General features: G+C 63.4%; 10 protein-coding genes, 2 tRNA genes and 1 pseudogene. 6 read left to right on the top strand and 7 right to left on the bottom strand.

What is annotated here, in order from left to right; translation table 11 throughout:
• Positions 1 to 197: 197 nt before the first annotated feature.
• Positions 198 to 547: pseudogene (locus HU748_RS01910) on the top strand (hypothetical protein).
• A gap of 131 nt (positions 548 to 678) precedes the next feature.
• On the opposite strand, the gene HU748_RS01905 reads toward HU748_RS01910, so the two are convergent.
• Both HU748_RS01905 and HU748_RS01900 read right to left on the bottom strand, forming a co-directional pair.
• Positions 679 to 755: transfer RNA gene (locus tag HU748_RS01905), tRNA-Asp, on the bottom strand.
• A gap of 13 nt (positions 756 to 768) precedes the next feature.
• Positions 769 to 844: transfer RNA gene (locus HU748_RS01900), tRNA-Val, on the bottom strand.
• Positions 845 to 1,029: 185 nt separating this feature from the next.
• Here HU748_RS01900 and rdgC point away from each other — a divergent pair.
• The 3 genes from rdgC to sugE all read left to right on the top strand — a co-directional run bounded on the left by rdgC (position 1,030) and on the right by sugE (position 3,580).
• Entirely contained in the window at positions 1,030 to 1,950 is a 921-nt protein-coding gene (gene rdgC / locus HU748_RS01895; protein ID WP_054890921.1) for a recombination-associated protein RdgC, read from the top strand.
• A 120-nt stretch (positions 1,951 to 2,070) separates the two neighbouring features.
• Complete coding sequence (locus HU748_RS01890; protein WP_186719006.1) at positions 2,071 to 3,036, top strand: bile acid:sodium symporter family protein; 966 nt, start codon at positions 2,071 to 2,073, stop codon at positions 3,034 to 3,036.
• A gap of 226 nt (positions 3,037 to 3,262) precedes the next feature.
• Positions 3,263 to 3,580, top strand: coding sequence for a quaternary ammonium compound efflux SMR transporter SugE (gene sugE, locus HU748_RS01885; RefSeq protein ID WP_186667108.1), 318 nt, complete (start codon positions 3,263 to 3,265; stop codon positions 3,578 to 3,580).
• Between the two features lie 15 nt (positions 3,581 to 3,595).
• Here the strand turns inward: sugE and HU748_RS01880 are convergent, their stop codons facing one another.
• Positions 3,596 to 5,470, bottom strand: a complete 1,875-nt coding sequence (locus tag HU748_RS01880) for an MFS transporter (RefSeq protein WP_186719004.1) — start codon at positions 5,468 to 5,470, stop codon at positions 3,596 to 3,598.
• 269 nt (positions 5,471 to 5,739) lie between these two features.
• On the opposite strand from HU748_RS01880, the gene HU748_RS01875 reads away from it, so the two are divergent.
• Positions 5,740 to 7,659 carry a methyl-accepting chemotaxis protein gene (locus HU748_RS01875; RefSeq protein ID WP_186719002.1) on the top strand — a complete coding sequence of 640 codons (1,920 nt, stop codon included), beginning with the start codon at positions 5,740 to 5,742 and terminating at the stop codon, positions 7,657 to 7,659.
• Positions 7,660 to 7,802: 143 nt separating this feature from the next.
• Here the strand turns inward: HU748_RS01875 and HU748_RS01870 are convergent, their stop codons facing one another.
• From HU748_RS01870 to HU748_RS01855, 4 genes are all read right to left on the bottom strand, one after another.
• Positions 7,803 to 8,636 (bottom strand): amidohydrolase family protein, encoded by an 834-nt coding sequence (locus HU748_RS01870; protein WP_186718998.1) that lies wholly within the window; start codon positions 8,634 to 8,636, stop codon positions 7,803 to 7,805.
• A gap of 25 nt (positions 8,637 to 8,661) precedes the next feature.
• Positions 8,662 to 9,936 (bottom strand): MFS transporter, encoded by a 1,275-nt coding sequence (locus HU748_RS01865; RefSeq protein ID WP_186718997.1) that lies wholly within the window; start codon positions 9,934 to 9,936, stop codon positions 8,662 to 8,664.
• Positions 9,937 to 10,065: 129 nt separating this feature from the next.
• Complete coding sequence (locus HU748_RS01860) at positions 10,066 to 10,797, bottom strand: GntR family transcriptional regulator (protein WP_186711373.1); 732 nt, start codon at positions 10,795 to 10,797, stop codon at positions 10,066 to 10,068.
• Between the two features lie 129 nt (positions 10,798 to 10,926).
• Positions 10,927 to 12,066, bottom strand: coding sequence for a TDT family transporter (locus tag HU748_RS01855; RefSeq protein WP_186711372.1), 1,140 nt, complete (start codon positions 12,064 to 12,066; stop codon positions 10,927 to 10,929).
• Between the two features lie 162 nt (positions 12,067 to 12,228).
• On the opposite strand from HU748_RS01855, the gene HU748_RS01850 reads away from it, so the two are divergent.
• Entirely contained in the window at positions 12,229 to 13,413 is a 1,185-nt protein-coding gene (locus tag HU748_RS01850) for an MFS transporter (RefSeq protein ID WP_186718996.1), read from the top strand.
• The last annotated feature ends 6 nt before the right edge of the window (positions 13,414 to 13,419 follow it).

Genomic DNA, 13,419 nt, shown 5'->3' with positions numbered 1-13,419 from the left:
TGACGCAATGGGCCAGCGAGTTGAAGGCGTAGATGCGAACCCGGCGTGCCTGCTGACCCAGGGCGGCATGAGGGACGGGAAAAATATTCATCGAACACGGGAATAGAAGCCGACACCGAGGCGTTGTTCCTGCATGGCCGATGCATAAAGCCATCATTCCCCCGAACAGATTCGAATAACCGCCAGAGGTATCTCTCATGTTGAAGAAAAGCGCACTCGTTCTTTCATTGGCTCTGACCTGCGTGTCTGGCCTGGCCTTGGCGGACGCCCCCGCGAAGGTCGGCGACAGCGCCCTTGGCAAGGTCCTGGTCGACAGCAAAGGCCTGACCCTCTACACCTTCACCAAGGACAGCGCTGGCAAGTCGGCGTGCAACGGTCAATGTGCGCAGAATTGGCCGCCGATGGCTACAGCGTGATTACCCGTGACGACGGCAGCAAGCAGTGGGCTTACAAAGACCAGCCACTGTACAGTTGGGTCAAGGATCAGAAGCCGGGCGATACCACCGGCGAAGGTGTCGGCCAGGTCTGGCACGTGGCCAAACCCTGAAGCTGAAACGCCCCGGGGACTGTCGACCGACAGCCCCCGGGGCGTTTTGCGAGGCACAAACAAAAAAAGCGACCCTAAGGTCGCTTTCTTTGTGGCTTCCGGGTGTTCAGTGGGCCCTGGAAGCTGGAATATGGCGCAGCGGACGGGACTCGAACCCGCGACCCCCGGCGTGACAGGCCGGTATTCTAACCGACTGAACTACCGCTGCGCTATACATCGAGTGGTGGGTGATGACGGGATCGAACCGCCGACCCTCTGCTTGTAAGGCAGATGCTCTCCCGGCTGAGCTAATCACCCTTCGTCTCGGTGTGGCGCGCATTCTACGGAGGACCCTGTACCCTGGCAAGCACTTTTTTCAAATTTTTTATCTGATCTTTCAAAGACCTATGAATAAGTCACTGCTGGCCCTCTGACAGGGTTGGCCTGCAACCACTGCTCGGAGAATAATGCCCGCCTTATGCATTAAGGAGAGATTCCCCCTCATGTGGTTCAAGAACCTGCTGACCTACCGCCTGACCCAGGATGTCCCGTTCGAGCCTGAAGCGCTGGAGACCGCCCTGGCCAGCAAGCCGGCCCGCCCCTGCGCCAGCCAGGAGCTGACCACTTACGGCTTCGTCGCTCCGTTCGGCAAGGGCGAAGACGCTCCCCTGGTGCACGTCAGCGGTGAATTCCTGTTGATTGCCGCACGCAAGGAAGAACGTATCCTGCCCAGCAGCGTGGTCAACGATGCGGTCAAGGAGAAGGTCGAAGAGATCGAGACCGAGCAGATGCGCAAGGTCTACAAGAAGGAACGCGACCAGATCAAGGACGAGATCATCCAGGCCTTCCTGCCGCGTGCTTTCATCCGCCGCTCGATGATCTTCGCTGCCATCGCCCCGCGCCAGGGCCTGATCCTGGTCAACTCGGCCAGCGCCAAGCGCGCCGAAGACCTGCTCTCCACGCTACGTGAAGTCATGGGTTCGCTGCCGGTGCGCCCGGCCACCGTGAAGATCGCCCCGACCGCGACCATGACCGACTGGGTCAAGTCGCAGCAGCCTGCCGAAGGCTTCTATCCACTGGATGAATGCGAGCTGCGCGACACCGCCGAAGACGGTGGCATCGTGCGCTGCAAGCGCCAGGACCTGGCCAGCGAGGAAATCCAGTTGCACCTGAGCACCGGCAAGCTGGTCACGCAACTGGCCCTGGCCTGGCAGGACAAGCTGTCGTTCGTGCTCGACGACAAGATGGTGATCAAGCGCCTGAAATTCGAGGAACTGCTGCAGGAGCAGGCCGAGCAGGATGGTGGCGACGAAGCCGCGCAACAGTTCGACGCAAGCTTCCTGTTGATGATGATGACCCTCAACGAATTCCTGCCGGTGCTGTTCGAGGCCCTGGGTGGGGAAGAGATTCCGCAGGGGGTCTGATTCAAGTTGAAGGGCCGGTGCTGGGGTGGTTGTGTTGTCGCCAGTACCGACCTCTTCGCGGGCAAGCCCGCGAAGAGGCCAGTGAATGCCACAAAGCTATAAATAGAAAAGGAATCCCCCATGCGTGCCCTCGCCGCCTTCAGCCGTTTCGTCGGTAACACCTTCGCCCTCTGGGTCCTGGTGTTCGCCTGCCTGGCCTACCTGCAACCGCAATGGTTCATCGCCCTTAAGGTGGCCATCGTGCCGCTGCTGGGGCTGGTGATGTTCGGCATGGGACTTACGCTCAAGCTCGACGATTTCGCTGCCCTCGCCCGTCAACCCTGGCGCGTGGCGCTGGGAGTGGTGGCGCATTTCGTGATCATGCCGGGCGTTGCCTGGCTGCTGTGCCAACTGTTTCACCTGCCGCCGGAAATCGCCGTGGGCGTGATCCTGGTCGGCTGCTGCCCGAGCGGCACGGCCTCGAACGTGATGGTCTGGCTGTCGAAGGGCGACCTGGCACTGGCTGTGGCCATCGCCGCAGTCACCACCCTGCTCGCCCCCTTGCTGACCCCGGCGCTGATCTGGTTCCTGGCCTCGGCCTGGCTGCCCGTCTCGTTCATGGACATGTTCTGGTCGATCCTGCAGTTGGTGATGCTGCCGATCGTGCTCGGCGTGCTGGCGCAGAAGGTGCTCGGCGCGCGCGTACAGGTGGCGGTGCAGGTGCTGCCACTGGTGTCGGTGGTGAGCATCGTGATGATCGTCTGCGCGGTGGTCGCGGCCAGCCAGGCGAAGATCGCCGAGTCCGGCCTGCTGATCATGGCGGTGGTGATCCTGCACAACAGCTTCGGCTTCCTGCTGGGCTATCTGACCGGCAAGCTGTGCAAGCTGCCCCTGGCGCAGCGCAAGTCGCTGGCGCTGGAGGTGGGGATGCAGAACTCGGGCCTGGGCGCGGCCCTCGCAGCGGCGCATTTCTCACCGCTGGCAGCGGTGCCCAGCGCGCTGTTCAGTGTCTGGCACAACATTTCCGGGGCCTTGCTCTCGACCTGGTTCAGGCGCATGGAAGAGCCCCGCGGTGCTGGGGAGGAACAGGCGCAAGTCGGGCACTGAGCGGGGGTCTCTTCGCGGGCAAGCCCGCTCCCACACTCAAGACAGCTGGATACCTTGTAGGAGCGGCGGTTCGCCGCCGCGACTTGCCCGCGAAGAGGCCCGGACAGCCACCACTTGCCTGCAACCCTACAGATGTGCAATATAGTGCGCACTGTGAGGACGACCTCACGACGCAACGCGTGACCAATCCGGGGACGGCCCCATCTTTCAACGATGGAGAATCATCATGTCCTGGATCATCCTGTTCTTCGCCGGCCTGTTCGAAGTCGGCTGGGCTGTCGGCCTCAAATACACCGATGGCTTCACTCGCCCACTCCCTACCGCACTGACCGTCGCCGCCATGGCCGTGAGCCTGGGCCTGCTTGGCCTGGCCATGAAGGAATTGCCGCTGGGCACTGCCTACGCCATCTGGACCGGCGTCGGCGCGATCGGCACGGTAATCGCCGGGATCATCCTGTTCGGCGAATCCATGGCACTGGTACGACTGCTCAGCGTTGCGCTGATCGTCGCCGGCCTGATCGGCCTGAAGGTCAGCGCCAGCTGACCTTCGCCCTTTCCCTCAACGCAAGTCGCCGCGCAGGGCACTGACCTTCTCGCGCAGCGCTTCAGGCTGGGCCGCCTCCACCGGGATGGCGGCACCGGCCACCAGGGTCACCCGCGACCATAACCGGCGCAGAAAGCCCTTGGCCGGATCGCGACTGAAGAAGCTCCCCCACAGCCCCTGCAAAGCCAGCGGAATCACCGGCACCGGGGTTTCCTGGAGAATTTTGTTGACCCCGCCCTTGAACACATCGATCTCACCATCGGCGGTCAGCTTGCCTTCCGGGAAGATGCACACCACCTCACCCGCCCGCAGGTACTCGGCAATGCGCGCAAAGGCCCGCTCGTACGTCGCCTCGTCCTCACTGCGCCCGGCAATCGGGATGGCCCCGGCAGTGCGGAACACGAAGTTGAGCACCGGCAGGTTGTAGATCTTGTAGTACATGACGAAACGGATCGGTCGACGGATCGCACCGCCGATCAGCAGCGCATCGACGAAAGACACATGGTTGCACACCAACAGCGCCGCCCCCTCGTCAGGGATACGATCGAGGTCGCGGTGCTCGACGCGGTACATCGAATGGCTGAGCAGCCAGATCAGGAAGCGCATGGTGAATTCAGGAACAATGCGGAAGATGTAGGCGTTGACCGCAATGTTGAGCAGCGACACCACCAGGAACAGCTGCGGGATGCTCAGGTCGGCCAGGCTCAAGAGGACGATGGTGACGATCGCCGAGACCACCATGAACAGGGCATTGAGGATGTTGTTCGCGGCGATCACCCGGGCGCGCTGGTCTTCAGGCGTACGCGCCTGGATCAAGGCGTACAGCGGCACGATGTAGAAACCGCCGAACACACCAAGCCCGACGATCGAGACCATGATCCACCAGGCCTGGCTCATGCCCAAAAGGCTCAGCCAATCGTGTGGCGCAGCAGCGGCTGGCACATCACCCGAATGCCACCACCAGAGCAGGCCGAACAGGGTCAGGCCGAACGAGCCGAACGGCACCAGGCCGATCTCCACCTTGCGCCCGCTCAGGCGTTCGCACAGCAGCGCCCCCACGGCAATGCCCACCGAGAACAGCGTCAGCACCAGCGTGACCACGGTCTCGTCGCCATGCAGCCAGTCCTTGGCGTAAGCCGGGATCTGCGTCAGGTAGATCGCCCCGACGAACCAGAACCACGAGTTGCCGACGATCGAGCGCGACACCGCCGGGGTCTGCCCCAAGCCCAGGCGCAAGGTGGCCCAGGACTGCTTGAAGATATTCCAATCCAGCTTCATCTGCGGCGCCACCGCCGCCGCCCGCGGGATCCAGCGGCTGGCCAGGTAGCCGAGCACCGCAGTGCCGACGATGCCTCCGGCCACCACCGTGGCGTAGTTGCCCGAGGACATCATCACCCCGGCACCGATGGTGCCGGCCAGGATCGCCAGGAAGGTGCCCATTTCCACCAGCCCGTTGCCGCCGACCAGTTCGTCTTCGCGCAAGGCCTGGGGCAGGATCGAGTACTTCACCGGCCCGAACAGCGCCGAATGAGTGCCCATGGCAAACAATGTCAGCAGCATCAGTTCCAGGTGATCACTGAGAAAGCCCACCGCGCCAATCACCATGATCACCACTTCAGCCAGCTTGATCGCGCGGATCAGCGCATCCTTGGCGAACTTCTCGCCAAACTGCCCGGCCAGCGCCGAGAACAGGAAGAACGGCAGGATGAATAGCAGCGCGCAAAGGTTGACCCAGATCGAACGGTCGCCCTCCAGGCTGAGCTTGTAGAGGATCGCCAGGATCAGCGACTGCTTGAACAGGTTGTCGTTGAAGGCACCCAGCGACTGGGTGATGAAGAACGGCAGGAAGCGCCGCTTGCCGAGCAAGGTGAATTGCGAGGAATGACTCATCGTCCTTGTTCCTGAGAGGGCGTTGTCAATTGGAGGTCTGCTCATCGCGAGAAGCCACAAATCTGCACGGGATTTCCCATCCCTGGCAACTGGCCTGCGAACCGCATCACGCACAACGAATCGATTAATGGCTATATGCCATTATTTTTTCTGCAAACCCTTTTCAGATTATTGCAAGGCTGCCGATAATTCATATAGATGACTAAATCCGGTAACAGGATCAGCCTTCGGCTCTCCTCCAACGCACAAGAAAAGGAGTACAGCAGCAGATGTTCACCTGGTTCGGCGATCTGAAGATCGCACACAAACTCGGCCTCGGTTTTGGCCTGGTCCTCGTGCTGACCCTGGCCCAGTCGCTGATTGGCTGGGACGCCCTGGGCAGCATGGTGCGGCGCAGCGAAGTGGTCAGCGATGTTTCCGCCCTCAACGATGCCCTGGGCGATCTGCGCGAGGCGCGCCTGCAACACGCCATGTCCAGTGGCGACGAAGCACAAGACAAGGCGTTGCAACAGACACTGGCGGCCTTCCAGGCCCGTTTGACGAAACTCCACGGCATCATGCGCAACGCGACCAACCTGCAGACCCTCGACAAGGCCGAGCAGACCCTGCAGGCCTACGCCCGCAACCAGGAACTGAGCCTGCAGTCGTACCGCATCATGCGCGCGGCGCAAAAAGAGATGGGCGCGCTTGCAACCCAGTCGTTCGCCACGATCGACAGCATCCGCAAGCAGGTCCGCGCGTTGCCCGATGCCGAACAGCGCTACGTGCGCAGCGAAGCGATCAATCAGATCCGCGAGAACCTGATCCTGCTGCGCTACCAAGTGCGTGGCTACACCGGCAACACCAACACCGACACCGAGCAGGCGATGAATGCACAGATCGCCACCACGGTGAACGACCTGCCAGCCCTGACCGCGGCATTCAATGGCCAGTTCGCCGACGAATTCCGCCAACTGAACGAACAGGTGCGCGCCTACGCCGCCGCCGTCGAGGCCTTCCGCGGCGAAACCCGCAAACTGATGGACTACCGCGCCAACATGGGCAACGACGTCGCGACCCTCACCACCCTGATCGGCCAATTGCTCGACAGCCAAGCGGTGGCCGTGGTCAATGACAGTCAGTTCGCCAAGACGCTGCAGTTCGCCACCACCGCCCTTGCCCTGCTGCTCGGCGCCCTGCTGGCGATACTGATCGCCCGGCAGATCAGCCAGCCGCTGCAACGGGTCCTGCACGCCCTGGAGGAGGTGGCCGACGGCAACTTGGGCGAACAACCCAGCAGCAGTCGCCGTGATGAACTCGGCCAGTTGCAGAACAGCCTGCATGGCATGACTACCAAGCTACGCCAACTGATCGGCGGCGTGCGCGACGGCATCTCGCAGATTGCCAGTGCTACCGAGGAGCTCTCGGCGATCACCGCGCAAACCAGCGCCGGCGCCAGCAGCCAGCGCCAGGAGACCGACCAGGTCGCCACCGCGATGCAGGAAATGGCCGCCACCGTGCAGGAAGTGGCGCGCAATGCTGGCGAAGCCTCGGTGGCCGCCAGCGCCACCGATCTCGAGGCCCGCGAAGGCGACAGTGTGGTCACCCGCGCCGTGACCCAGATCGGCCGCCTGGCCAGCCAGGTCGATGCCACCAATGAGGCGATGGACGCCCTGCGCAACGAAAGCCAACGCATCGGCAAGGTGATGGACGTGATCAAGGCCGTGGCCGAGCAGACCAACCTGCTGGCGCTCAACGCCGCCATCGAGGCCGCCCGCGCTGGCGAGGCCGGTCGTGGTTTTGCCGTGGTCGCCGACGAGGTACGCAGCCTGGCCCAGCGCACCCAGGCCTCGACCGAAGAGATCGAATCGGCGATCAGCAGCCTGGAGCAAGGCACGCGCTCGGTCAGCGACCTGATGGAAGAAAGCCAGAGCCTGACCGAAAGCAGCGTGGCGCTGGTACGTGAGGCCGGCGTTGCGCTGGAGGGCATCACTCAGCGGGTATCGGGCATCCAGTTGATGAACCAGCAGATTGCGGCAGCCTCCGAGCAGCAGAGCGCTGTGGCCGAGGAGATCAGCCGCAGCGTGGTGACGGTGAGGGATATTTCCGAACAGACCGCCGAGGCCAGTGAGCAGACCTTGGTGTCCAGCGTCGAACTGGCGCGACTGGGTGGGCAATTGCAGCAGATGATCAGCCGGTTCCGCCTCTGACAGACCGAGAACCTCTTGTAGGAGCGGGCTTGCCCGCGAAAAGCACACCGCGGTGCCTGGCACGGGCTACGCCCGTGTTCGCGGGCAAGCCCGCTCCTACAAGGATTGGGCTGGCCTTTAGATTGTGAAAAAGACAGTTGCCCCTACGCGAACCCGAACAGCCCCCGCGCCGTGTCCACCAACAGCGACCGACGCAGCGCAGCCGAGCAGCCCAGTGCATCGAACTGCTCGACCACCGCCGTAAAGCTCATCACCGACTCATGCTGGGTATGCGGCCAGTCGCTGCCCCACATCAACCGGTCCGCGCCATAGTGCGCCTCCAGGGCGCACAGCGCCTGGCGGGCGAAGTCCAGGTTCTGCTCGGGCGAGCCACCCAGCCGATAGATCCCCGACACCTTCACCCACACCTTGCCCTGCCCGCCCAGGGTCAGAAGCTCGGCAAACCCCGGCTGCCCCAACCCCAGGCGTGCATCCGGCCTGCCGAAGTGATCGATCACGATATCCACACCATATGGCTGCAAGGCACGCACCAGTGCCGGTATATCGGCCACCTGCCGATGCAGTTCGACATGCCAGCCCAGATCGCCGATGAGCTCCAGCAGTGACCGCCAACCGGCGTCGCGCAGATCAGGCAAGGCCTGCCCCATCAGGTTCAGGCGCACGCCGCGTACCCCGAGGCGCGCCATCTGCTCAAGGGTGTCGCGCGCAACGCCAGGATCGAGCATCACCACCCCACGCAATTGCCTGGGCGCAGTTTGCAACGCCGCCAGCAGGTAGCTGTTGTCGGTGCCGAGAAAGCTCGGCTGCACCAATACGCCATGACTGAAACCGTGCCCGGCCAGCTGGGCCAGGTAGTCGCCCAGCGGCGCATCGTAGGTGGGTGCGTAACGGCGCTCTGCTGCCAGGTTCAGCCCACGGCTGAACACGTGGGCGTGGCTGTCGATCGCGGTGAATGGGGATATAGGGGTTTGCGGCATGATGCTCATTCGGGACGATTGAAGGTTACTTGGCGACCGCACCCGCAACCTGCGGCGAGGCAGGGGCCTCGAGGTTGCGACCGCGGGTTTCCGGCAGGCACAGTGCGGCGATCACTGCCACGCCGTAGGCGATGCCGGCATCGATGCCGATGGCTGCCCCCAGCGACATGGATTCGCTCATGTGACCGACCAGGAACGGGAACACGGCCGACAGCACCCGGCCGAAGTTGTAGCAGAAGCCCACCCCGGCACCGCGCACGTCGGCCGGGTACAGTTCGTTGAAGAACGCCCCCAGGCTCGCGGGAATACCGGCGGCGAAGAAGCCCAGCGGGAAGCCGAGGAACAGCATCTGCGTATTGCTCAGCGGGAAGAACACGTAGGCCTGCACCGTCAGCACGCAGCACAGGGCGAACAGCAGGATGTTCTTGCGCCGACCAATACGATCGATGAGCAGGCCACTGACCACGCAACCACACCAGAAGGCGAAGATGATCACCGCCAGGTAGCCGCCGGAGTTGAGCACCGAGAGGTTGCGCTCGGTCTTGAGGAAGGTCGGCAGCCAGGTCATCACCGCGTGGTAACCACCATGGGCGCCCAAACCCAGCAGCCCGCCCAGCAGGGTCACGCGCAGCAGTTCAGGACGGAAGATGCCGGCCATGGACTTGGTGAAGCTGACGGGAATGGTGTTTTCCTTCTGCAGGCGCCGGAAGCTGTCCGGCTCGGGTACGTTGCGCCGCACCCAGATGATCAGCAGCGACGGCAGCAGGCCGACGAAGAACATCACCCGCCAGGCGAACTCCTGCGGCACCAGCGAATAGATCAGCGCAAACAGCCCCACCGCCAGGCCCCAGCCCACGGCCCAGGCGCTCTGTACGGTGCCCATGACCTTGCCGCGGTATTTCGGGTTGATGGTCTCGGCCATCAGCACCGCGCCTGCGGCCCACTCGCCACCAATGCCGAAGCCCTGCATGGCCTTGACGAACAGCAGCGGGTAGAAGCCGGTGACGAAGGCCGACAGGAAGGTGAAGAAGGAGAACCAGAGGATCATCCACTGCAGGGTGCGCACCCGGCCGTAACGGTCGGACAACGTACCGCCAAGCCAGCCACCGATCGCCGAGGTGACCAGCGTCAGACCACTGATCAGCCCAGCATCGCCCTTGGTCAGGGAAAACGCGGCGATCAGCGCCGGGATGGCCAGGCCGAACATCTGCACTTCAAGGGCATCGAGCGACCAGCCACCAAAGCAGGCCCAGAACGTCTTGCGTTCGCGCGAGGTGATTTCGCGGTACCAACTGAACATGATTTCTTATCCTTCTATGTCGTGTGTGAGAGGTCAGAGAGCGGCCGGACGCACGCCGGCCGGGCAGGCAGAACCACGGCACCGTGCTGGCACGGCGCCGGACGTCACAACGGGGCGTGAAGCGCCCGGTCAGCGAATATCGATGCGGTAGCGGAAGTGCTCGGCATGGCCGCGCGAACGGCGCCATTCCAACGGTTTGCCGGCGTAGTCACGGGCCAGACGCTCGATCACCACCACCGGACTGCCCTCCGGCATCTGCAGCAGGCGCGCATGAACGGCATCGACCGACTCGGCCGTGAGGGTCTCCTCGGCATAGGCCACCACCTGGCCGCACAGCTCTTCATAGATCGGGTAGAGCAGCGGGCCCTTGCGGTCCAGCTCGACCTCAAGCAGTGGCTGGAACGTCTGGCGCGGCAGCCAGATTTCCTCGGCCAGTACCGGCTTGGCACCGAGTAGACGCAGGCGCACGATGTGAATGACTTCGGCTTCCGGCGCCAAGCCCAGGGCACTGGCAACCGCCGAGGGCGCCGGGACTGGCTCGATGGACAGGATGCGGCTCTCGGGAACGGCACGCTCGCCGTTGGCCGACTCGAAACGGAAGAAGCGGAACAGCGAGGAATGGAACTGCGGCCGACGAATGAAGGTGCCGCGGCCTTGCTGGCGCTCCAGCACGCCCTCGGTCACCAGCACATCGACGGCCTTGCGCACGGTGCCGACCGACATGTCGAACTCACTGGCAAGGGCCGCTTCGGTGGGAATGGCCTCACCAGGGCGCCAGCGGTTATTGGCGATCTGCTCGACCATATGGTCGCGCAGTTGTTGATAGCGGGGCAGACGCGCATCACCGGGCAAAGTGTTCATGGAGGCCTGTCTCTGGTCTTGTTATATAAACATATATATGAATTTTTCCGAGAGTATTCCTGCTGTCCTGAACGCTGTCAATCCTCCGCCTATCGGCTTGAACGATCACCCGCTAAAAGATCCACGCACTCAACGATTTGCGATACAGGGCGAGACGAACAGCTCGCCACGCCAGGCGCCCTTGAGCGTGCGGCTCGCCACCACCAGCCAGAGCACCGCCAGCATCGCTACCAGCACTTGCCCGAACACGGTGAAGAAACCCAGGCCCAGCCAGGCCGACAGCTTCAGGGTGGCGAGGCTGTAGACCCCCAGCGGAAAGGTGAAGCCCCACCACCCCAGGTTGAACGGCATGCCCTGGCGCATGTAGCGCAGGGTGATCAGTACTGCGGTCAGCAGCCACCACAGGCCAGCGCCCCACAACACCATCCCGGCCACCAGTCCCAACCCGCGTGCCACTTCACCCAGGTTGCCCAGGCCATTGGCCGCGAACACTGCGGGCGCATCGCCGCCCAGCAGCAGCATGCCCAGCGCCCCGGTGCCGATCGGGCCCAGCGCCAGCCAGCTGGATGCGGCCATGTTGGCCGGCGGCAGCTTGTGCAGCGCCATGCGCAGCATGAGGATGGTCAGGATGCTGAACGCCACCGGCAGCGACACCGCCCACAGCACGTAGCTGGTCACCACCACCAGGAACTGCGCATGGACATCCGCCAGGTGCGGCGCCAGCAGGCCACCACTGGCCGCCGCCACCTCGGCCGCTACCACCGGCAGCAACCACACTGCAGTCATCTGGTCGATGCTGTGCTCCTGGCGGGTGAACATCAGATAAGGGATTGCCACGCCACACAGCAGTGCCAGCGCCACGTCCAGCCACCAGAGCGCCTCGACCCAAGGCAGCACGCCGTCGCCCCAGCGCTCGAGGCCAAACACCAGCGCGCCATTGAGGATGGTCGCCAGACCCATGGGGATGGTGCCGAAGAACATCGAGACCGTGGAGTGGGCGAAGATCCGCCGCGCCTCGTCGAAGAACAGCAACCAGCGCGCGCCGTACAGCACGCAGAACAGGATGAACAGGCCAATGGTCAGCCACCAGAGCCCTTCTGCCACGCCATGCAGCGCCGGTATCTGCAACTGCCGCAAGGCCAGCGCGAGGACACCGGTGCCCATGGTCGCGGCAAACCAGTTCGGGGTGAACTGACGGATCACTTCCAGCGGGCGGGCCAACTGGTGGAAGGGCCGCAAGGACGCAGCGCGAGTCTGTGGGCAGGTCATGGCAAGATTCCTCGTGTAAGGTGGAATCATCTTATGCCCGCAAAGAATATCCATATAACGGTTATTTTCTCTATCTGTTATCTATTATGCAGATATAGCGCAAGCCAGAGCCGGTGGCTTATGCTTGCTGCCTGCGACAATTCCAACAACAAGGATGTGGCAATGCTCGCCGCACTGAAACGCTATCCCTCCGCTGTCCGCCTGCTGCTGCTCACCACCTTCGTGCTGACCCTGGCGCGCGCGATCACCCTGCCCTATCTGGTCGTCTATCTGTCGGACAGCTTCCAGTTGTCGGTCAGCCATATCGGCCTGCTGATCGGCGGGGCACTGATCGTCGCCTCGTTGCTGAGCCTGTATGGCGGTCATCTGGTCGACACGCTGCGCAACCATACGGTGATCATCGTCGCAACCCTGGTGTTCACGCTGTCGTTCGCCGTCGCCATGTTCAGCCCCTCGGTGGCGCTGTTCTTCCTGTGCCTGGTGCTGATCAACCTCGCCCTGGCGGTGGTCGACATCGCCAGCAAGGCCGGATTCTGCGCCCTGCTGCCGGTGGAGGAGCGCGCCGAGGTGTTCGCCATCAAGTACACCCTCAGCAACATCGGCTATGCCGTCGGCCCGTTGCTGGGAGTGGCGCTGATCGAGCTCGATGGCCATCTGCCGTTCCTGGTCTCGGCGCTGATCGGCCTGCTCATGTGCTTGGTCTACCAGCGTCTGGGCGATCGCCAACTGCGCCCCAGCGAGCCGCAACGGCCCGGTGCCGGCTTCGTTCAGGTCGCCATGGGGCTGGCGCGGGACCGGCGCCTGGTGTGCTTCACCCTGGGCGGGGTGCTCAGCGCGGTGGTGTTCGGCCAGTTCACGGCCTACCTGTCGCAATTCCTGGTGGTGACCGCCAGCCCTGCCGAAGCGGCGCGGCTGGTCGGGGTGCTGGTGACGACCAACGCGGTGACGGTGATCGCCCTGCAATACCTGATCGGTCGACGCATCAGCCGCCAACACCTGATGCCTTGGTTGATGGCTGGCATGGCGCTGTTCATCGCCGGGCTGGTGGGTTTCTCGTTGGCCGGCTCGGTGCTGGCCTGGTGCCTGGCCATGCTGGTGTTCACCCTCGGCGAGATCATCGTGATTCCCGCCGAGTACATGTTCATCGACCTGATCGCGCCGGAGCATCTGCGCGGCGTCTACTATGGCGCACAGAACCTCTCCAACCTCGGCGCGGCGCTGGGGCCTGTGCTGGTCGGGTTTGCCCTGGGCTATGTGGTGCCGGTGGCGGTGTTCTACCTGCTGGTGCTGTCGGTGGTGCTGGCGGCGTTGTTCTATTGGCTGGGGACGCGAGGGGCAAAGGCTTAGAGCGGC

The sequence above is a fragment of the Pseudomonas sp. RW3S2 genome (assembly GCF_014268955.1).
GTDB lineage: Bacteria > Pseudomonadota > Gammaproteobacteria > Pseudomonadales > Pseudomonadaceae > Aquipseudomonas > Aquipseudomonas wayambapalatensis.
This window is presented reverse-complemented; position numbering and strand designations above follow the sequence as displayed.